The organism is Aeromonas sp. 61P (assembly GCF_051919545.1).
In the GTDB taxonomy this organism is placed as follows: Bacteria; Pseudomonadota; Gammaproteobacteria; order Enterobacterales; family Aeromonadaceae; genus Aeromonas; species Aeromonas veronii.
This window is the reverse complement of record NZ_JBQBEL010000001.1, coordinates 4,386,586-4,407,385: the sequence shown is the minus strand read 5'-3', so window position 1 is coordinate 4,407,385 and position 20,800 is coordinate 4,386,586. Positions and strand designations below refer to the sequence as shown.

15 protein-coding genes and 4 pseudogenes are annotated in these 20,800 nt (G+C 60.4%); 5 read left to right on the top strand and 14 right to left on the bottom strand.

Annotation, left to right across the window (positions count from 1 at the left end; translation table 11 throughout):
• Positions 1-143: 143 nt before the first annotated feature.
• From ACTG2O_RS20425 to leuS, 10 genes and pseudogenes are all read right to left on the bottom strand, one after another.
• Positions 144-1,106 (bottom strand): septal ring lytic transglycosylase RlpA family protein, encoded by a 963-nt coding sequence (locus tag ACTG2O_RS20425; protein WP_439976562.1) that lies wholly within the window; start codon positions 1,104-1,106, stop codon positions 144-146.
• On the bottom strand, positions 1,048-2,046 hold the full coding sequence (mltB, locus tag ACTG2O_RS20420; protein ID WP_201994425.1) for a lytic murein transglycosylase B: 999 nt from the start codon (positions 2,044-2,046) through the stop codon (positions 1,048-1,050). The genes ACTG2O_RS20425 and mltB overlap by 59 nt, the downstream gene beginning before the upstream one ends.
• Positions 2,046-3,149: a rod shape-determining protein RodA gene (rodA, locus tag ACTG2O_RS20415; RefSeq protein WP_005335170.1), complete on the bottom strand. Its 1,104-nt coding sequence runs from the start codon at positions 3,147-3,149 to the stop codon at positions 2,046-2,048. The genes mltB and rodA overlap by 1 nt, the downstream gene beginning before the upstream one ends.
• The gene (gene mrdA, locus ACTG2O_RS20410) at positions 3,142-5,064 is read right to left on the bottom strand and encodes a penicillin-binding protein 2 (RefSeq protein ID WP_005335168.1); all 1,923 of its coding nucleotides are present in this window, start codon (positions 5,062-5,064) and stop codon (positions 3,142-3,144) included. Before mrdA ends, rodA begins: the two co-directional genes overlap by 8 nt.
• 103 nt (positions 5,065-5,167) lie before the next feature.
• Positions 5,168-5,635: a 23S rRNA (pseudouridine(1915)-N(3))-methyltransferase RlmH gene (gene rlmH, locus ACTG2O_RS20405; RefSeq protein WP_236285482.1), complete on the bottom strand. Its 468-nt coding sequence runs from the start codon at positions 5,633-5,635 to the stop codon at positions 5,168-5,170.
• Positions 5,636-5,654: 19 nt separating this feature from the next.
• A complete protein-coding gene (gene rsfS / locus ACTG2O_RS20400) occupies positions 5,655-5,996 on the bottom strand; it encodes a ribosome silencing factor (protein WP_005335165.1) in 342 nt (113 codons plus the stop codon).
• Between the two features lie 103 nt (positions 5,997-6,099).
• Positions 6,100-6,750, bottom strand: a complete 651-nt coding sequence (nadD, locus tag ACTG2O_RS20395; protein ID WP_439976561.1) for a nicotinate-nucleotide adenylyltransferase — start codon at positions 6,748-6,750, stop codon at positions 6,100-6,102.
• Entirely contained in the window at positions 6,744-7,781 is a 1,038-nt protein-coding gene (gene holA, locus ACTG2O_RS20390) for a DNA polymerase III subunit delta (protein ID WP_042054737.1), read from the bottom strand. Before holA ends, nadD begins: the two co-directional genes overlap by 7 nt.
• Positions 7,781-8,261: pseudogene (locus tag ACTG2O_RS20385) on the bottom strand (LPS-assembly lipoprotein LptE). Before ACTG2O_RS20385 ends, holA begins: the two are co-directional and overlap by 1 nt.
• A gap of 205 nt (positions 8,262-8,466) precedes the next feature.
• A complete protein-coding gene (leuS, locus tag ACTG2O_RS20380) occupies positions 8,467-11,043 on the bottom strand; it encodes a leucine--tRNA ligase (RefSeq protein WP_439976560.1) in 2,577 nt (858 codons plus the stop codon).
• A 145-nt stretch (positions 11,044-11,188) separates the two neighbouring features.
• Between leuS and ACTG2O_RS20375 the strand changes: the two genes are divergently transcribed.
• On the top strand, positions 11,189-11,683 hold the full coding sequence (locus ACTG2O_RS20375; RefSeq protein WP_005335155.1) for a zinc ribbon-containing protein: 495 nt from the start codon (positions 11,189-11,191) through the stop codon (positions 11,681-11,683).
• A 75-nt stretch (positions 11,684-11,758) separates the two neighbouring features.
• On the opposite strand, the pseudogene ACTG2O_RS20370 reads toward ACTG2O_RS20375, so the two are convergent.
• A pseudogene (locus ACTG2O_RS20370) lies at positions 11,759-11,851 on the bottom strand (integrase core domain-containing protein); the annotation flags it as partial.
• A gap of 51 nt (positions 11,852-11,902) precedes the next feature.
• Between ACTG2O_RS20370 and ACTG2O_RS20365 the strand changes: the two are divergent.
• Positions 11,903-13,067, top strand: a pseudogene (locus tag ACTG2O_RS20365) (IS3 family transposase).
• A 7-nt stretch (positions 13,068-13,074) separates the two neighbouring features.
• Here the strand turns inward: ACTG2O_RS20365 and ACTG2O_RS20360 are convergent.
• The 3 genes and pseudogenes from ACTG2O_RS20360 to ACTG2O_RS20350 all read right to left on the bottom strand — a co-directional run.
• Positions 13,075-13,730 (bottom strand): annotated as a pseudogene (locus ACTG2O_RS20360) (IS3 family transposase); the annotation flags it as partial.
• 344 nt (positions 13,731-14,074) lie between these two features.
• The gene (locus ACTG2O_RS20355) at positions 14,075-14,794 is read right to left on the bottom strand and encodes a substrate-binding periplasmic protein (RefSeq protein WP_236285287.1); all 720 of its coding nucleotides are present in this window, start codon (positions 14,792-14,794) and stop codon (positions 14,075-14,077) included.
• Positions 14,795-14,885: 91 nt separating this feature from the next.
• On the bottom strand, positions 14,886-15,908 hold the full coding sequence (locus ACTG2O_RS20350; RefSeq protein WP_439976559.1) for an MBL fold metallo-hydrolase: 1,023 nt from the start codon (positions 15,906-15,908) through the stop codon (positions 14,886-14,888).
• A gap of 155 nt (positions 15,909-16,063) precedes the next feature.
• On the opposite strand from ACTG2O_RS20350, the gene ACTG2O_RS20345 reads away from it, so the two are divergent.
• From ACTG2O_RS20345 to cadC, 3 genes are all read left to right on the top strand, one after another.
• Positions 16,064-16,963, top strand: coding sequence for a LysR family transcriptional regulator (locus ACTG2O_RS20345; RefSeq protein ID WP_236285290.1), 900 nt, complete (start codon positions 16,064-16,066; stop codon positions 16,961-16,963).
• Between the two features lie 101 nt (positions 16,964-17,064).
• Positions 17,065-18,345, top strand: coding sequence for an L-methionine/branched-chain amino acid transporter (yjeH, locus tag ACTG2O_RS20340; RefSeq protein ID WP_439976558.1), 1,281 nt, complete (start codon positions 17,065-17,067; stop codon positions 18,343-18,345).
• Between the two features lie 393 nt (positions 18,346-18,738).
• Positions 18,739-20,274 carry a lysine decarboxylation/transport transcriptional activator CadC gene (gene cadC, locus ACTG2O_RS20335; protein ID WP_439976557.1) on the top strand — a complete coding sequence of 512 codons (1,536 nt, stop codon included), beginning with the start codon at positions 18,739-18,741 and terminating at the stop codon, positions 20,272-20,274.
• Positions 20,275-20,800 lie beyond the last annotated feature (526 nt).

Below are 20,800 nucleotides of genomic sequence, written 5' to 3'. Positions count from 1 at the left end.
ACTATACCAGATGCGCCCGCAGGTTATAGCCCGAGATGGCGATCAGAACTGGTTTTTTATCCATCACTCCCTGTCATCACGCCATAAAACGACGTGATGACAGTGAGTAAGCGGTTAGTCACATCCGCAGCAAAGGGGAGCGATCAGGGCACGATAAAGGCCTGTTCCAGCCCGCCCTGACGTACTTTTTCCAGCACACTTGCCTGCTGGTCGGCGGCGACCGGGCCAATCAGCACCCGGAAAATGGCGCCATGAGAATCGATCCGGTAAGGCACGCCGTAACGCTGGGTCATCACCTTGCCCATCGCCTCGGCCCGATCCCGGGAGCCGCTGGCCAGTACCTGGATCATCTTGCCATCACCACTGCTGGCTGGCGCTGGCTTGACAGGTGCCGCTTTGGCGGGCGTGGCCGCGGGCGCCTTGACGGGAGTCGGTTCGGCAGTGGGAGTGGCCATCGCCAGCGCAGTCGGTTCACCCAGAAAACCATCTTGCGACAGTGTGTTGGAGGCCGCAGCTGGGGTGGTCGGAGTCATTTCGATGGGCTTCATCGGCTCCATGATCACCATCTGATCCGGGGTGTCGCTGATCAGTTCCAGCCGTACTCGGGCCTCACCGCTATCGACCATCTCCAGCTGCTTGGCCGCTGCGTAGGAGAGATCGATCAGGCGCGGGCTGTTGAAGGGACCGCGATCATTGACCCGCACTATGGTCTCCAGCCCGTTGTCCAGATTGGTGACTCGCACATAGCTCGGGATGGGCAGGTTGCGGTGGGCGGCACTGAACAGCTTGCTGTCCAGCACATCGCCGTTGGCGGTCTTCTGGCCGTCCAGATCCGGCGACAGCCAGCTGGCGGTGCCCTCTTCGCTGTAGTGTTTGATGTCGCGCCACACCTCATGCTTCTGCTTGCCGATCCAGTAGTCCCGGTTGCCGCTGGCACTCAGGGGCTCGGGGCGCGGAATGGCGCCGGTGGCTTGCGGGATCTCGATAACGGGTGGCTTGCTGACCGGTGCTTGCGGCTCGACGGGGGCGCTCTGTTCCGGCTGGCTGCTACAGGCGGCCAGCAACAAGCTCAGGCTGAGCGGGAGGAGTTTGTGACGAAGATGCATACGCTTCCTGAATGGCTTGGCTAAGTTGATACACCGCCATCGCATAGAGTGGGCTGCGATTGTAACGGGTGATCACATAAAAGTTATGCCGTGCGACCCAGTATTCCGGTCCATCGGCTTGGGCAAACGCCAGCAACTTGACCGGCGTCTGTGGGGCCAGCGGCGTGGCGAGCTCAATCCCTGCCGCCGCCAGTTCTGACCACTGTTGTGTTAACTCGGGCTCAGGCCTGAGTAGAGGTTCGACTGCCATCAACCCGATCTGGGCCGGTTCTACCACGGATTCGCCCCAGCGCCACTGGTGGCTGGCAAAATAGTTGGCCACGCTGCCGATGGCATCGACCGGGTTGGCAAACAGATCCCGCTTGCCATCCCCGTCAAAGTCGACGGCGTAGTGGCGGTAGCTGGAGGGCATGAACTGCCCCATCCCCATGGCGCCGGCATAGGAGCCCTTGAGGGTATCGAGTTGCCACCCTTCCTCTTTGGCCAGCACCACCAGCTGGGCAAACTCCTTGGCAAAGAAGTCCGCCCGCTCCGGGTAGTGAAACCCCAGGGTGTAGAGGCTATCGAGCACCGGATGACGGCCCATCTGGCGACCGTAGAAGGTCTCGACTCCGATGATGGCCACGATGAGCGAGGCGGGCACCCGATAGGTCTGCTCCGCGCGGGCCAGTGTCTCGGCATGTTGCTGCCAGAACTGCTGGCCGTCACGGATCCGATCCGGGGTAACGAACAGCGGCCGGTAGCGATGCCAGGGTTTGGCTTCCCACGGCTTGCTGATGGTGTCGAGCACCTCCTGCCGTAATTGGGCGCGGGCGACGGCCGCCTGCAGCTCCGCCAGCGGCACCTGCTGCTGGTCGGCGAGCAGGGCCAACCGATCCGGCGCCACGGCGGCGGTCGCCATCGTGGTGGCGAGGGAGAGCAGCAATCCAACCCGTCTCATCAGGCGAGCAGTCTTCTATGAGTCTGGATGGACATCAGGATACCGAATCCGGCCATCAGGGTCACCATGGAGGTGCCGCCATAACTCACCAGCGGCAGGGGCACCCCTACCACCGGCAAGATGCCGCTCACCATGCCCATGTTGACGAACACATAGACGAAGAAGGTGAGGGTGATGGCGCCGCCCAGCAGTCGCTCGAAGCTGTTCTGGGCCTGCATCGAGATAAACAGGCAGCGGCTGATGACGTAGAGGTAGAGCACCAGCAGCAGGGCAACCCCCACCAGACCGAACTCCTCGCTGAATACCGCGAAGATGAAGTCAGTATGGCGCTCGGGCAGGAACTCCAGCTGGGACTGGGTCCCTTGCAGCCACCCCTTGCCGAAGACGCCGCCGGAGCCGATGGCAATTTTGGACTGGATGATGTGATAGCCGCGGCCGAGCGGGTCTTTCTCCGGGTCGAGCAGCATCAGCACCCGCTGGCGCTGGTAGTCGTGCATCAGGAAGAACCAGAGTACCGGCATAAAGGCCAGCATCAGCAGGACCGCCAAGCCGATCAGCCACCAGCTGAGCCCCGCCAGGAAGATGACGAAGAAGCCGGAGGCGGCCACCAGAATGGAGGTGCCAAGGTCAGGCTGCGCGGCGATCAGCAGGGTGGGCAGCAGCACCATGATGAGGGCGATCACCACATGGCTGAACTTGGGGGGCAGCGAGTGGCGACTGAGCCAGGCGGCCACCATGATCGGCATGGAGAGCTTCATCACCTCGGAGGGCTGGAACTTCATAAAGCCCAGATCGAGCCAGCGCTGGGCCCCCTTGCCGATGTGGCCGAATACGTCCACCGCAATCAGCATCAGCACCACCACGGCGAACAGCGGCACCGACCAGCGGGCGTAGAGGGAGGGGGGCAGCTGGGCCAGGCCGATCATCAGAGCAAAGGCGAGACCGCCGCGCACCAGCTGGCGCACGATGGAGTCCATATCCTGACCGGAGGCGGAGTAGAGCACCACCATGGAGAGGGTCATCACGGCCAGCAGACCGAGCAGCAGGGGCAAGTCGATATGCAGCTTGTACCAGATGCTCTGCTGGCGGGCAGAATTACTCATTGGGAGCGACCTCACTCGGTTGGGACGGCTTTTCCGGTGCCGGTGGCAGTTGCGGATCAGGGGGCAGCAGATAGGCATCCAGCATCTGGCGAGCAATGGGCGATGCAGCTCGACCACCACCACCTCCGATGGAGTTTTCCAGTACCAGAGCTACCACCGCTTTGGGTGCCTCGAAGGGGGCATAAGCAACGAACAAAGCGTTATCGCGATGCTCCGCCTTGACCGTCTTGATGTTGTAAACCTGATTTTCCTTCAAACCGACTACCTGGGCTGTGCCCGATTTGCCGCCTGAGGAGTAAGGCGCCTTGGCAAACGAGTGACGGCCACTGCCTTCACTGCCATGGTTGACTCGCCACATCCCATCCTGCGCCACTTTCCAGAAGCTGTCGTTCTTGAGCTTGAGGGCGATATTAGGGTTGATGGGGGCATCGACCACCCCCGCCTGGGAGGCGGTGCTCTTGAGCAGGTGCGGGGTGACGTCGTGACCGTTCTGGGTCAGGATGCTGATCGCCTTGGCCAGTTGGAGCGGGGTGGCGCTCCAGTAGCCCTGACCGATACCGACAGAGATGGTGTCACCCTGATACCAGGGCTGGCGCCAACGGGCCATCTTCCAGTCACGGGACGGCATGACACCCTTGGTCTCTTCATAAAGATCGACCCCTGTGTACTGACCGAAGCCAAACTTGGTCATGTAGCTGTGGATCTTGTCGATGCCGACCCGATAGGCGAGATCGTAGAAGTAGGTATCTGCCGAGACCTCGATGGCGCGATAGACATCGAGCCAGCCATGACCCCAGCGGCGCCAGTCGCGAAACTTCTTGGTGGTACCGGGAATGGAGAAGCTCGGGCCGCCGAAATAGCGGTAGCCCGGGGTGATGGCCCCCTCGTTGAGACCCATGATGGACATCATGGGCTTGACGGTGGAGGCAGGTGCATAAATGCCCTGAGTGGTGCGATTCACCAGTGGCCGCGCCGGATCGTTGAGGAGCGCCGAGTAGTTGGCGCTGGAGATACCAGTCACGAACAGGTTGGGGTCATAGCTCGGGCTCGACTCCAGGGCCAGGATGGCGCCGGTTTTCGGGTCCATCATCACGATGGCACCGCGCTGGCCGGCCAGCAGTTGCTGGGCCTTGAGCTGCATCCGGACGTCGATATTGAGGTAGATATCCTTGCCGGGAATAGGCGGCTGGAACTTGAGGGTGCGGACAATCCGGCCGCGGTTGTTCACCTCGACCTCCTGATAGCCCGCCACACCGTGCAGCTCATCCTCGTAATACTTCTCAACCCCCTGCTTGCCGATATCCTTGGTGGCCGCATAGTTGGCGAGTTTTTCTTCCTTCTCGAGGCGCTCCACGTCACGGGTATTGATCTTGGCCACATAGCCCAAAGCGTGGGTGAGAGTGTCACCAAACGGGTAGTAGCGTTTGAGGTAGGCCTCGATGCTGGCACCGGGGTAGTTATGCTGATTGACCGAGAAGAGGGCTACCTGATATTCGGTCAGCTTCTCGTAGAGGGCGACCGGCTTGAAGCGGCGCTGGCGCTTCACTTCGGCGAGGAACTTCTCCTTGGTGCCTTCCGGCAGACCCAGCAGGGTGATCAGCTGGTCGGCGGTTTTTTCGAGATCTTTGGTCTCTTCCGGCACGATTTCCAGACTGTAGACCGGGCGGTTTTCCGCCAGCAGCACACCGTTGGTGTCATAGATGAGGCCCCGTGGCGGTGCCACCGGCACCACGCGGATTCGGTTGGAGTTGGAGCGAGTCTGGTAGGTGTCGTAGGACTCGACCTGCAGATAATAGAGATTGCCCAGCAGCACCAGCATCAGCACGACGATGCCGATGTAGGCTACCAGGGTGCGCCGGAAGAACAGATTGCCCTCGGCACTGTGATCGCGCATTTCGATGCGTTGTTTCAGCATGCCTTTACCTCAAGACCCTTGGGGGCAATAAGAGCAGGAACTGCATTGTTCACTCTCTGTGATAGGGGTGAATATGAGAGGTGAGACTCCAGAGACGCATGGCTCACTCTCTATGATACGGATGATTGGTGGTGATGCTCCAGGCCCGATAGAGGCTCTCTGCCACCAGCACCCGCACCAGCGGATGGGGCAGGGTGAGCGGTGACAGTGACCAGCTCTGTTCGGCGGCAGCCTTGCACTCGGGGGACAAGCCTTCCGGCCCGCCTACCAGCAGAGCAACGTCACGGCCATCGAGTTTCCACGCCTCCAGCTGGGTCGCCAGCTGCTCCGTGGTCCAGGGCTTGCCCGGAATGTCGAGGGTGACGATGCGTGAGCGCCCCGCAGCCGCCAGCATGGCTTCCCCTTCCTTCAGCAGGATGCGGGGAATGTCGGCATTTTTGCCTCGTTTGCCTGCGCCGATCTCGACGAGTTCAAACGGCATGTCTTTGGGGAAGCGGCGACGATACTCTTCGAAGCCATGCTCTACCCAGGCGGGCATCTTGGTGCCCACCGCAATCAACTGGATCTTCATGGTCGTTACACTTGTGCTCTTATTGCGTATTCATTTGAGCGGCACCGCTCCACAGCTTTTCCAGTTGGTAGAAGTCACGATGTTCATCCTGCATCACATGCACGATCACCGAGCCCATATCTACCAGCACCCATTCACCGCTCAGTTGCCCTTCCACGCTCAGCAGATCCAGACCCGCGTGGCGGGCCTCGCTGGCCAGATGGTGGGCAATGGCGCTGACGTGACGACTGGAGTTGCCGGAACAGATGATCATGGTGTCAGTAATGCTGGATTTGCCGCGTACATCGAGGGTGATGATGTCGCGGCCTTTCATGTCATCGATCTTGTCGATGATAAAGGCATGTAATTCTTGGCCTTGCAATGAGTCTCTCCTGTATTCCGGCGCGCAGCGTTTGCGTCAGGGCGGCGGATTATATCATGGTCACTCCCGTTTCCCATCGGGTGGGGCGGGATTACGACAGGGGCTAGCGGCGGTTGGCGCGGTAGAGCCCCTGTTGATCAATATAGTGCGCAACCGACTCGGGCAAGAGGTAGCGGGTGTCTTGCCCCGCATCCAGCAAGGCCCGCAGTCGGGTGGCTGACAGTTCGATGGGCTGGTTGTCCGCCAGCCAGATATGACCGGCCAGACGCTGATGCAGCGCGTTGGCATCCGTGGTGTGATGGCGCGCCAGCAGCTGTGCCACCTCGGCCGGATAATCCGGTTGCCAGCCCGGCCGCACGCTCACCACCAGATGGGCATGGTCGAGCAGCTCCTGCCAGCGGTGCCAGCTTGGCAGGCTCAGCAGGGAATCCATCCCCATCAGAAAACAGAGCGGCGTATCGGGCAGTTCATGACGCAGCTCGATCAGGGTATCGATGGTGTAAGAGGGCTTGTCCCGTCTTAGCTCCCGCTCATCCACCACAAAGTGGTGGTTCTCCGCTGCCGCCAGCTTGACAATGGCGAGGCGCTGTTCGCTCGAGCAGAACGGATTGGCACGGTGGGGCGGGATATGGTTCGGGATCAGCCGCATCTCGGCCAGCCCGAGGGCATCGCGCGCCTCGATGGCCGGGCGAAGATGGCCGATATGGATGGGGTCGAAGGTGCCGCCAAGCAAACCGACAGGCGCCTTCAGCACGGGCTGCTCTCCATCACCAGCGGCAGCGGGGTGCCATCACGAAAGCCGAGGGCAATGGTCTGCAGCATCAGCCACGCCTGTTCGGTATCGAAGCGGCGCTGGGCATCGTCCAGCTGGGCCATCAGTTGCCACAGTTGTTGCAACTTGGCAAACGGAAGTCGGGTCAGCGCCTGCTGGATCAGTTGCTGGCGGCTCTGCCAGATACGCAGGCGGCTGAAGTGCTCCCCCAGCGGCTGGCCGTTGCGCATCGCCAGCGACAGCTCGGTCAGCTGCTCCAGCTCGCGGCAAAGGGTCCAGGCCAGCATCCCCGGCTCGGTGCCTTCGGCCCGCAGGGCGGCCAGAATGCGCTGGGCCCGGTTCACCTTGCCCTCCAACAGGGTATCGACCAGCTGGAACGGGGTGAAGTGGGCGTGGCGGATAATGGTCTCTTGCAGATAGGTGACGCTGATGGGCTGGGGCGGCGAGAGCAGGGTCAGCTTCTCGATCTCCTGGCTGGCGGCCAGCAGGTTGCCCTCGTAGGAGTGGCACATGAAGTTGATGGCATCCGGCAGCGCCTTGAGGCCGAAACGCGCAAAGCGGGCGCTCATCCAGCGCGGGAAAAACTTGGGCTCCGGATGGTTGACCGGCACATAGGTGCCAATCTGGTAGAGCTTGTCGAACCAGGCTGCCTTCATCTGGGTCTGGTTGAGGCGACCGCCACTCAGCACCAGCAGCAGGTCGGGATGAAGCTGTTTGCCGATTTCGCTGATACGGGCAGCGAGATCCTTGTCCACCTTGGCGGGCAGCTCCAGCTCGATGATCTGGCGGGCGGAGAAGAGGCTCATGGCCTGACAGGCATCGTAGACCTGATTCCAGTCCAGCCCCTGTTCCACCACGAAGGTGTGGCGCTCATCGAAACCCTGCTTGCGGGCGACCTGACGGATGGCATCGATGGCCTCCAGTCGCAACAGGGGCTCGTCGCCAAAAACGAGATAGCAGGGCCGAAGCCCTGCTTTGAGGTGGTCACCAAATTGCTCCGGGTAGATCCGCATCAGAAGCTGACCTGACTCAACTGCCGGATCACCTGATTGGCCGCCTGCTCCTGCATTTCGGTTGAGCTGCTCCTGCTCACGGGAGGAGGCGAGCGCGGCATCCGGCTTGTTGAGGAAGCTGCGGTTGAAGTTGATGGGGAAGACCTGAGTTGGCTTGCCCGGTACCGAGATGGTGAACTGGGTACCAAAGCCCAGCACATATTCGGTGTCCGTCCCCAGCGCGTTGACCGAGGCGACCTGACTGGTGCTGCCTACGCCGCCCAGAGTGAGCACCGGAATGCCCTCCTTGTCGGCCAGGGTCACGCCAGAGGCCTTCAGACGGGTGGTAACCATCCGGTAGAAGTCGCTCTTGTTGTCGCCCACGACCTTCATGGTCATCAGCTCGCTCGGAATGCCGTTGCCGCGCATGTGAAAGCCGCAGCCTTGCAGCAGCAGACCTGCCAGCACGATGGCCATCCAGCGGGTGAAGATGGTGCCCATAGAAAATCCTCTTTGCATTAAGGGAAAGCGGCGGGCGCAGGGCCCGCCGTTATCATCCGTTTGCTGTTACAGATTGGCAATGATCAGTTGGCAGCCAATTAGTTAGCGACAATGTTGAGCTGTCATGGGCCGGTACGTCGTTACCCATGAGTGGCCACACAGTCAGCCAAGGTCGCCAAATGGTATGACATCAGTTGGCAACCGATCAGTTAGCGACAATATTGAGCAGCTTGCCTGGTACATAGATCACCTTGCGCACGGTCAGCCCGTCGGTGAACTTCTGGACGGAGGCATCGGCCATCGCCAGCTTCTCGACGTCGGCCTGGCTGATCTCGGCTGGCACGGTCAGCTTGCCGCGCATCTTGCCGTTGATCTGTACCACCACCAGCTTCTCGGTTTCGACCATGGCCACTTCATCGGCCACCGGCCAGGCAGCGTGATCGATGTCGTCGCCCTTGCCCAGCATCTTCCACAGCTCGAAGCCGATGTGCGGGGTGATGGGGTAGAGCATGACTACCACAGCTTCCAGCGCTTCCTGCATCAGGGCGCGGTCCTGCTCGTCGTTGCCCAGCTTGGAGAGATTGTTCATCAGCTCCATGATGGCGGCGATGGCGGTGTTGAAGGTCTGACGGCGACCCACGTCATCGCTTACCTTGGCGATGGTCTTGTGCAGTTCACGGCGTACCGCTTTCTGCTCGTTGGTGAGAGCAGCTACATCGAGTGCGGCAACGGCGCCACCGGAAACGTGTTCGAAGGTGACGCGCCACAGGCGACGCAGGAAGCGCTGGGCACCCTCTACGCCGGAGTCGGACCACTCCAGGGTCATCTCGGCCGGAGAGGCGAACATCATGAACAGACGGACGGTATCGGCGCCGTAACGCTCGACCATCAGCTGCGGGTCGATGCCGTTGTTCTTGGACTTGGACATCTTGGTCATGCCGGAGTGCATTACCTCACGGCCTTCGTTGTCGATGGCCTTGGTGATGCGACCCTTCTCGTCACGCTCGACCTTGACGTCGGTCGGGCTGACCCAGACGTTGCCGCCCTTCTCGTCTTTGTAGTAGAAGGCGTCAGCCAGCACCATGCCCTGGCAGAGCAGGCGCTTGAACGGCTCGTCGCTGTTGACCAGACCCGCGTCACGCAGCAGCTTGTGGAAGAAGCGGGCGTAGAGCAGGTGCATACAGGCGTGCTCGATACCGCCGATGTACTGATCCACCGGCAGCCAGTGGTTGGCAGCCGCCGGATCCAGCATGCCCTTGTCGTAGTCCGGGGAGCAGTAGCGCGCGTAGTACCAGGAGGACTCCATAAAGGTGTCGAAGGTATCGGTCTCGCGGAACGCTTCCTGACCGTTGTAGGTGGTCTTGGCCCACTCGGCATCAGCTTTGATCGGGCTCTGGATACCATCCATCACCACATCTTCCGGCAGCAGCACCGGCAGTTGGTCTTCCGGCGTCGGCACCACGGTGCCGTCAGCCAGGGTCAGCATCGGGATGGGGGCGCCCCAGTAACGCTGACGGGAGACACCCCAGTCACGCAGACGGTAGTTGACGGTGCGCTTGCCCTTGCCGAGCCCTTCCAGCTTGCTGGCGATGGCGTCGAAGGCGCCCTGAAAGTCGAGACCGTCAAACTCGCCGGAGTTGAACAGCACGCCCTTCTCGGTATAAGCGGCTTCGCTCACGTCGACGTCGCCATCAACCGGCTTGATGACCGCCTTGATGTCGAGTCCATATTTGGTGGCGAATTCGAAGTCACGCTGATCGTGGGCCGGAACCGCCATCACGGCGCCGGTGCCGTAGTTCATCAGCACGAAGTTGGCGACCCAGACCGGTACCTTGCGGCCATCCAGCGGGTGAATGGCATAGAGGCCGGTGGCCATGCCCTTCTTCTCCATGGTGGCCAGCTCGGCTTCGGCGACCTTGGTGTTCTTGCACTCTTCGATAAAGGCGGCCAGCTCCGGATTGTTCTGGGCTGCTTGCAGCGCCAGCGGGTGACCGGCAGCGATACCGACATAGGTGACGCCCATGAAGGTGTCCGGACGGGTGGTGTAGACCTCCAGCTGCTCAGCCTGATCCTCGATGGCAAAGCTGATGTTGACCCCTTCGGAGCGGCCAATCCAGTTGCGCTGCATGGTCTTGACCATTTCCGGCCAGCCTTCCAGATTGTCGATGTCGCTGAGCAGCTCTTCTGCGTAGTCGGTGATCTTGATGAACCACTGGGGGATCTCTTTCTGCTCCACCGGGGTGTCACAGCGCCAGCAGCAGTTGTCGACCACCTGCTCGTTGGCCAGTACGGTCATGTCGTTCGGGCACCAGTTGACGGAGGAGGTCTTCTTGTAGACCAGACCCTTCTCGTAGAGCTTGGTGAAGAACCACTGCTCCCAGCGGTAGTAATCCGGTTTGCAGGTGGCGACTTCACGATCCCAGTCATAACCCAGACCCAGCATCTTCAGCTGGTTCTTCATGTATTCGATGTTTTCGTAGGTCCAGGGCGCCGGCGCGGTATTGTTTTTGATCGCGGCGTTCTCGGCCGGCAGACCGAATGCATCCCAACCTATGGGTTGCAGCACGTTCTTGCCATTGAGGCGTTGATAACGGGAGATCACATCACCTATGGTGTAGTTACGAACGTGCCCCATGTGTAGTCGACCAGACGGATAGGGGAACATGGACAGGCAGTAGAACTTCTCCTTGTCTACCTTCTCCACGGCCTTAAAGGTTTTCTTGGCATCCCAGTGCTTTTGCACTGCTGGTTCGATTGATTGGGGAACGTATTGCTCTTGCATTGGTGACATCCGGATCTGTGAAATGAATAGATAAATCAGCTGGGAAATCGCAATAGAATACCCATATCCTGCGGCGGCAACAACCGCCAGCGTCCCTTGGGCCTTAAGCCGGGCCAGATCAGGGTTTAGTAGAGGAGTTAGAGCCATGGACAAACGTCAAAAAGGGTACGAAGCCTTCATTGCCGAGCTGCAAAAGCAGTGGCAAGAGACTGAAGAGTTCCAGGGGGAGCGCCTCAACCGGATGATTGCCAAGGTGCAGGCCTATCTGGAGGCGGCCAGCGACCTCACTCAGGACGAACTGGCGCTCATCGCCGAGTACGTGAAGCGGGATCTGGGCAACTATGACGAGGGGCGCCATGACGATAGTGCGCAGGTGGAAGAGTCTGCCTTTATGCTGGCCCTCAAAGACACCGCGTGGTCCTGGCTGGCGGATGTGACCGACCGCGCCCAGGTGGAGTGGCGCGAGCTGGCCGACGAGCTGGAGCACAAGGGTGTTTACGAGGCGGGTGACTGGGTGGGGCTCGGGGTCATGGTGTGCGACCAGTGTGGCTGGCGCCATACCGTGCTGCATCCCCAGCAGCTCGATACCTGCCCCGAATGCGGCTGCGCCGAGTATCACCGCGAGCCGCTCTCGCCCTGAGTCATACCATCAATGTGGATGAGATATGTCTAGTCCTGAAATATGTTTACACATTTTCAACTAGCATTTCTCCACTCAGAACCCCCTATGTACCGCATCGGGGGTTCTGTATTTCAACGCATGATGCGGTCGCTCCTCGTTGTAAATATCCTGTAGTGGTCTAATCATCCCGGAGACCCTTTTAGGTGGTACAGTCGCCACCATGACCTGAGGTGTCCAATGACAAGATTACGTCGCTCATTTACTGCCGAATTCAAACTCGAAGCCGCATCCCTGGTGCTCGACCAGGGATATTCTGTCCCTGAAGCCAGCCGTTCACTGGACGTTGGTGAAACCGTACTGCGCCGCTGGGTTCAGCAACTGCAATCCGAACGCGGTGGTACAACCCCCACCGGAAAAGCACTGACTCCGGAGCAGTAAAAAATTCAGGAGCTGGAAGCCCGCATCAACCGGCTCGAGCGCGAAAAGGACATTCTAAAAAAGGCTACTGCTCTCTTGATGGCGGACGAGTTCACACGTACGCGCTGAATAGACCGATTAAGGGAGCAAGCCCCCATCACCTTGGTCTGCTGCGCTTTCGATGTTCCCACCTTCTGTTTTTACGATTATCTGGCTCGCAGGCGGACGATTAACCGTGAGCGCATGCAGCAACGCTTTGAGTTGCGCCGGTTGTTCAAAGCGAGCCGGAACTCAGCGGGCAGCCGTGCCTTGATGTCGATGATGCGGGAATTGGGGTATCAGATTGGTCGATTCAAAGTACGTAAGCTGATGAAGGAGGGCGGGTTGGCATCCAAACAGCCGGGCGTACACACGTTATAAGGTGGCACGGTCAGAACGACCGAATATACCCAATCTGCTGGCCCGCGAATTTGATGTCCAGCAACCCAATCAGGTGTGGTGTGGCGATATCACCTACGTCTGGGCCGGTGGTCGCTGGCATTACCTGGCAGCGGTTCTTGACCTGCACACCCGGCGGGTCGTGGGCTGGGCGATGTCTGACAAGCCTGATGCAGAGCTGGCCATCAAAGCACTGGTGATGGCCTATCAGCAGCGGGGTTGCCCATCCGGTGTGCTATTTCACTCCGACCAGGGCAGCCAATATGGTAGCCGGGCATTTCGGCAACGACTGTGGCGTTATCGCATAACCCAGAGCATGAGTCGGCGTGGAAACTGCTGGGATAACGCCCCGATGGAGCGACTGTTCAGGAGCCTGAAGTCAGAGTGACTGCCGGCTATGGGATATATGAGCTTGCGAGAAGCGAAACGAGATATCAGTTATTACCTGATGGATTACTACAACTGGCGGCGTCCACATTGCCACAATGACGGGATGCCGCCAGCAAAAGCCGAAGATCGGCCTAACCAAGTGTCCGGATTTAGTTGACCACTACACGTCTGGGCTGCACCAGCAGGCGGTGCTCGGCCAATATCCGAAACAGCCTGTCATGCCCTACCTTGAGCCCGCCATCCTCCTGACCCTGCAGCAGATAATGCAGCTTGCGAGTGCCCACCCGCGGTTGTCGCAGTCGAACCTGACGCACAAAGCGCACCACCTGCAGCCCTTGTGCATGGCGCTCGTCGGCGACCCGATTGCGCTTGTAGTAAGCCTGCCGGCTTATCCCCAGAAACAGGCAAGCCCTGACAATGGTCAGCCTTTCGACTTGCCGCTGCGAGAGGACTTGCCGGGTCGTTTTTTTACGATGGAGACGCCGTAGTCATTCTTCAGTACATCGACGACGGCCTCAAAGAACTGGGCCTTCTGACTCATCAGCGCCAGCTGTTGCTCGAGCTCTTTGATACGCTGTTCGGGCGTCTGGTTGTCGGGGTCAGGCATGGTGATGTTCCTGCCGGCACGTACAGAAGCCCCCTGGCTCCAATCTTGCCGACCATGTTTACGCAACCATACCAGAACGGTGGAGCTGCCCTGAATGCCATAACGCACCTGAGCCTGTTTGTAGGTGAGCTCGCCTTTTTCAATCTGCTCGACCAGTACCAATTTAAAAGTCAGCGAGTAATCGCGCTGTGTCCGTTTCACACCTTGTCCCATCGGGTTCTCCATTTATGTCGGGGAAAGGTGTAAACCATATTCAGGACGGGACAGTTGAATGAAGAAGCCGCCTCGCAAGAGGTAATGCCAGTCAGTTAAGCACTCTTATGACTAAATATTCGAGATATTGAATATCAAAAGTAGCTCCATGATTAAGGAGTCAAGTTGGCTCCAACCCTTGCTCTGACTGGCATGCAATAAAAGAGGGAGGCATCATGCCTCCCTCACTCGTTAGCCCTTATACCCCGCGGGTTGGGACTCAAATTCTCTTAACTGACTTGTATTACCTCGCAAGAGGCGGCTTTTTTTATGGCTGTTTGGGGCGCAGAGCGGATGCGGTATCGCTATTTCATCAGCTTCTTCACCTCGTCGCTGGCCAGCGCCTTGTTGAATTTGTCCCGCGCCTCTTTCCCCTTGGCGGAGTTGGTAAAGCAGACGTGGAGGGACTTGTCCTCGAGGATCTTGCCGTTGAAGCCGAGGTTGGCGGCAACGTCCTTGAGTTGGGGATCGCTCTCCAGCAGATAGGTCATCACATTCTGGTCGATGACCGCCAGATCGAGCCGACCGTTGCCGAGCTTGAGCAGGTTCTGGCTGTCCGAGCTGGTGGCGTCAGCCGAGAGCGCCTTGCTGGCCACTTTTTCGTCGAACTCGGTGGTATTCACATAGCCGGTGACAACACCAATTTTCTTGCCCTTGAGGTCATCAAGGCTCTGCCAGGTGATCGGCTGATCGGCTCGCTGGGCAAAGCCGAGGGGGCCGTTACCTATGGGGTCGGAGAAGAGGCAACTGCTCTTGGGGTCGAGATACTCGGGGAAATAACCCAGCACCTCTGGGTTGTTGGTCGCCTCGTCCACGGCCCGTTGCCAGGGATAGAACTTGATGGTCAGCGGGTCGCCAGCCAGGGCAAAGGCTGCGGTCACCACCCGACTGCTCTTGCCCTGTTCAGGCAGGCTGGCGCTGGTGTAAGGGGGCCATTCAAGGCTGGTCAACACCACCGCCTGAGCGGCCGACATGCCGAGCAGGGGAAGAGTGGCCAGGGCGAGGTGCTTCCATTTCAGGCTCATAGAGATAACTCCTTGTGGTCAAACACCCCTTAAAGATAGCCCCCGGTGTCGATTGCGGATGCCAGCCATGGCTGACCGGCATCCGTGCCAGCTATTTATTGTCGATATTCTCCGACTGCCAGAGGGCATAGCCCTTGCCAGAGGCCGTGGTGGGCAGATCAATCTGCATCAGGTCGTTGCCGAGGACAAAGGTGCCCGAGTAGCGGGCGCGCAGATCCTGCGCCAGATCCTTCACCCTGATCTTGCCGTTGAGGCCGATATGGCTGAACACGGTCAGCGCCGGTTTGGCTTCGTTCATTACCCGGGCCGCCTGCTCGGGGGAGGCGAGGTGACCGGCGATCGCCTTGTAGCCGGGGTTGGCCTTCATCTGCTCGGCAGAGGTCATGGAGACGCAGTGCACCAGCAGATCGGCCCCTTTGGCCTGCTTCACTACTTCGGGGCTGTAGCGGGTATCGCCGGAGAGCACCACGCTGTGGCCGTGGTAGTCGATGCGATAGCCGAATGACGGCTTGATGTTGACCCCGTGGTCGTTGTCAAAGGCGGTTACCTTGACCCCGTCATGGTTGTAGACCACCCCGGCGGTGACCTCGTGGCTGTTGATCTCCACCCCGTCCAGCGGCGTTCCCTCATCCTTGACCCGGGTGGCGATGTCGGTGGCGTAGGCCTGCTGCAAGCCACGGGCGAGAGCTGTGGTGCCTTTGGGGCCGTAGAGTTCCATCGGCGCGTGGCGCTGGCCATAGGCCGGTTGCAGCCAGCCGGTCAGCCAGAGATCCGCCAGCCCGTTGGTGTGGTCTGAGTGAAAGTGGGTAAGGAAGAAGGCGTTGACCCGGCCGATGGGGATATGCAGCTGCCACAGGCGAGTGGCGGAGTTGCGGCCAAAATCGAACACCAGCTTCTGGTTGCCCGCCTCGACCAGAGTGCTGTAGCCGCCTCGGCTGATCTGGGGCACCGGAGTGCCGGTGCCGAGCAGGCTGACCCGAAAGATATCGGGCCGGGCCTGAGTTGCTGAGGCAGGGGCATGGTCGTGGTTGCTGATAAAACTGCTCTCGGCAGCCTGACTGACACCGGTAGCCAGCAGACCGACCAGCAGGGCGGCCAGATAGGTGCTTTTCATGGGAATTTATCCTGTGGGGAAGGGACGGCATCACTGTATTGGTAACTAAAAGCTGAATAAATTGGCTAAAATCCATTTCTTACTAAACTTTTGGTTGTGAATCAGGGCCCTGGTCGCGGGCCAAACGGCCTTGAAACGGGCAAAAAGGAGGGGTTGTGGACCGATTGACCAGCATGCGTATCTTCACCCGGGTGGTGGATCTCGGCTCCTACAGCGCGGTGGCGAGCGAAGAGGGGATCAGCGCCCAGATGGTGGGCAAGCATGTGTTGGGGTTGGAGCAGTGGCTGGGGGGCAAGCTGTTTCACAAGACCACCCGCCAGCAGACTCTCACCGAACTGGGCCAGCTGTTTTTGGCTCGCTGCCAGCGGGTGCTGGAGGAGCTGGCACTGACCGAGTCGCTCACCCAGAACCTGCTGGCCGAGCCGGCCGGACGGCTGCGCATCGCCGCTCCCCTCAGCTTTGGCCACCACCGGCTGGTGCCGCTGCTGCCCGCTTTTCTCGACCGCTACCCCAAGCTGGATCTGGATCTGCAGCTCACCCCACGCTGGGTTGATCTGGTGGAGGAGGGATTCGATGCCGCCATCCGCACCCTGCGCCCGCAGGATGAGGCACTCATTGCCCGTCCGCTGCTGACCCAGCACTACCGCCTCTGCGCTGCCCCTGACTACCTCAATCGCCACGGCGTACCCCGTCATCCGGCCGATCTCGCTCGCCACCAGTGCCTGCACGGCAACTGGGGGGAGCACGAGCGTTGGCAATTTGTTGGCGAGGATGGCCAGAGCGAGGAGGTGCGGGTCGCCTCGCGCCTGCGCATCAACCACTGGCCGGCGCTGCTGACGGCGGCGCTCTCGGGGGCTGGCATCACCTTGCAGCCAGCCGAACAGGTGAGTGACCATATCGCTGCGGGGCGTTTGCTGCCGCTGCTTGGCCGCTATCAGAGCCCGGCCAAGACCCTCTACTTCATCTATCCGGCGGCGCGGCGGCAGGTACTCAAGATCACCCTGTTGGGGGATTTTCTGGCCGAATCCCTGCAAGCTGAGCCCGAGCCTGAATAAAAGGCTGCATATTCTCGCCGCCGCGCTTAACCATCGTGCTTAACAAAGGGGCGGAGCAGGCCTAACATGGCGGGATGTTTTTCTAGTCGGGACAAAAGGATATGTCTGGGTTGAAAAAGGATCTCGGGCTCTGGCAGGGGATGGGGCTGCTCGCCACCTCGCTGCTCGGCACCGGGATCTTCGTGGTACCGGCGACCGCCGCCTCGCTGGCGGGCGGGGCCTCGCTCTGGGCCTGGTTGCTGCTGATTGCGCTGGTGCTGCCCATCGCCTTTACCTTCGCTCGCCTCGGCCGTCGCTATCCCCATGCGGGCGGTGCGCCGCACCTGATTGGCCTCGCCTTTGGCAACGGCGCCGAGCGCTTCTCCGCCTTCCTGTTTCTGGCTGTGCTGCCGGTGGGGCTGCCCGCCGCCCTGATGATTGCCGCCGGCTTCTGGCACGCCCTGTTCGAGATGGGGGAGTGGACCCTTTGGGCCATCCAGTTGCTCACCCTGCTCGGGGTCTTTCTGCTGGGGCTGCGCGGGGCGCGCTCCTCCGGCAACCTGCAACTGTTGATAGCGCTCGCCATTCTGGGGCTGACCCTGCTGATCTGGTTCAAGGGGGAGGTGAGCTGGCGCGATGCGGCCCGGCCGCTACCGAGCGCGGATGAGTGGCCCGCCATGGCCACTGCGCTGGCGGTAATGTTCTGGTGTTTCGTCGGGCTGGAAGCCTTCGCCCACATGGGGGAGGAGTTCAAGCGGCCGGAGCGGGACTACCCCATCGCCCTGCTTGGTGGGGTGCTGCTGGCGGGGCTTATCTACTGGATCCACTCGCTGGTGGTGCTCAAATATGGCCTCTACGGCGATGAGGCGAAAAACGCCACTGCCATCCCCTCCCTGCTGGCGCTGTTGTTCGGCCCCACCGCCAAGTGGCTGGTGGCGGTGCTCGGCTACCTCTCCTGCTTTGCCAGCATCAACATCTACATTCAGGGCTTTGCCCGGCTGATCTGGAGCATGGCGCGGGAAGGCAAGCTGCCCGCTTCGCTGGCCGTGCTCACAGCCCGCGGCGCACCGCTGCGGGCGCTCACTCTGGTGCTCGCTATCTGTCTGCTCTGCATCACCCTGATCATCTGGCTGCGACTGCCCCTTGATGAGCTGATCCGCTACGCCAACGGCAACTTCGTGCTGGTCTACCTGCTCTGCATGGCGGCGGGCTGGCGTCTGCTTGGCGGTGTGGGCAAGGGGCTGGCGGGGGTGAGCGTGCTGCTCTGTGCTCTGGTGCTGGTGGCCCTCGCCACTCAGGTGCTCTATGCGGTGGCGCTGAGTCTTGGCTACGGCGGCTTCTCGTTGTGGCGGCGTCATCTGCGCCGCAGTCGTCAGCAGGATGCGCTCCCGCTGGCGAAGTAACGTCTCCCCGATGGTCGAAGAAATGAGAAAGCCCTGATGTTCAGGGCTTTTTGATTCCGGCATATGGGATGTTCATATGAATACTGGTTGGCACGCTATTTGCCGAAAAGTGCGGTGTCGGATCAACTCAACGGCGATTTATAGCCAAAAAAAGTGGGATCCAGCTCCCGTTTTGCTTAAAGTGATCCCTTCCGATCCCGGTGGTCGGAATGCCCGCAAGGATGCCCTTCAGACGTCAACAGGATGGCCTGGCCAGACTGGCTCACAGAGATGTTACTGCTTCGGTTCTCTTCTTCTCTGTCGCCCTTGCGTGACAGCGCTTCGTTCCGTTCAGTCAGCCCAGGTCCTGCGTCACTCTCATCGAGCATTGTCTCCATCTGCTGCGAGTGAATCATGAGCGAATCGGTTTTTGAGATCCATGACTGGACCCTGAGCGTTGACGACAACACGCTCTGTCGTCCCGACCGCGAGGTCTACCTCGAACCCCGGCTGGTCAACCTGTTGCGGTTTCTGGCCCGCAATGCCGGCACCGTGTTTGGCCGCGACGCCCTGATCAACGAGGTGTGGGATGGCGCCGAGGTGACCGATCAGGTAGTGACCCAGTCCATCTTTGAACTGCGCAAGATCCTCAAAGATGGTCGCACCGATGCGACCGACTATATCGTCACCGTACCCAAGCGCGGCTACAAGCTGGTGGCGCCGGTGCGGCCGCAGCAGGTGGTTGCTGTGGTGATGGCGGACGAGCAGCCCGCGTCCGCGGTCAACCCGACTCTCTCTGATCTGAGCCCGCCCACGGCTGATAACGACGATGATGCTCTGCCCAATGTCGCCCCTTTTCCCGCCGGGCCCCTGACCCGCGCCATCTCCACCCATGCCAAGGATGCCCGCAGCCGCTGGAAGATGGTGAGTTTCGATATCTTCGTTGCCATCGTGCTGATCGCCATTGTCAGCATGCTCAGCTACCAGCACACCAGCCCCCAGGTGCATGCCATGCTGGATCCCAATCTGCTGGTGTTCCGCTTCCACTCCGGCATGGATGACAACAACGAGAACGTGCGCCTCGCCGATGGCATTACCCGCGCCCTGATGGGAGAGGTGGCGGTGGCTACGCCGCTGCGGGTGCAGTACGGAGCCACCACTCTGATGGGGGGCATCATGCCCGGCAAGGAGCTGAGTGTGCGGGTCACCCGCCAGCCCCGCGGCACCTATCTCGATCTGGAGTATCGCAATATCAACACCAACCGGGTGCTGTTCAGCCATCAGTACCAGCTCAGTCGCCACAGTGTGCACGGCGTGTTGCAGGCGAGCAGCCAGGATCTGCTGCGCGCCCTCGACCAACCCGATGCCGAGCCGGGGATGGGCTGGCCGACCGATGATGCCTCCCTGATGGCGATGATGGAGGCGCAGTACTACATCAACAGCCGGGATCCGGTCGCCCTCAAGCGCGGCATCGATCTGCTGGAGCAGGCGCTGATTGCCCATCCGGATCAGCCGCTGCTGTTGGCGGAGCGCTATCTGGCGGGCGAGGCGCTGGCCACCCTTGCGGGCAAATCCGAGAGCGAGCGGCTGCAGGGGATTGGCACCCATCTCGCCAGCGTGGTGCAAAACAGCGGCGCCCTGCCAGCCCGGGTGTGGGAGGCGTTGACCCTGCAGGCGATCCTCAACGGCCAGCAACAGCAGGCCAACTATCTGCTGGAGAAGGCGGCGAGTCGCGGCCGCTCGGTGCTCTACTACATACTGCAGGGCAAGCTGGCGGAGCTGGACGGTCGCCCCGAGGCGGCGGGTGATGCCTACAGTCAGGCCTTCCTGATGGAGGCGACCGAGCAGACCTATCTGCTCTGCCAGCAGCTCGGTTTCTACAGCAATATGGAGAGCCTCACCCCGGCTCTGTTCAATGCGCTGGGCCAGAGCAAGGTGAAGCTCTTCTAACACCGCAGTGTTGGTTTTCCCCCGGTCGGTGCGGTTGCCGACCTCATCCACAGGCTGCCTTCGGGCGGCCTGTGCTGTTTCTGCTCGTCTCAATCTGCTTCTTTGCCACCGGGGATAGCCGCTCTGGTACGGCCCGATTTATCCCCCGCAGCTCCCCACTATCTACATCTGCCTTTGTCTTGCCCGCGGCATTCGCTGCACTCGCGTTTGTTCGGCTTCACGCCGCGCACGCAGCTTCTGACATCTGCTCATGGTTGGCGGCGGGATAAGCTGTCCGTCACGACCCATTTCTCATTGCTGACCGGTTATCGCCGTTGCGCTTTACCTCTGAGTTTGGATTGTGATGAGCCGAGCGAAGGGGAAAGCAGGAGGTGAGCGGCCACTCAGGGTGATGATCAGCAGGGCTTCCAAATGGCCGCAAGGGGAGGGGGCGCAATGGAAGCTGCTTTATCCCGGGTTTATCTGGCCAAAAATATCAAGACGGCGAGATAAGGGGGTTATCAAGGGGAAAAAATTGGGCGGAAGG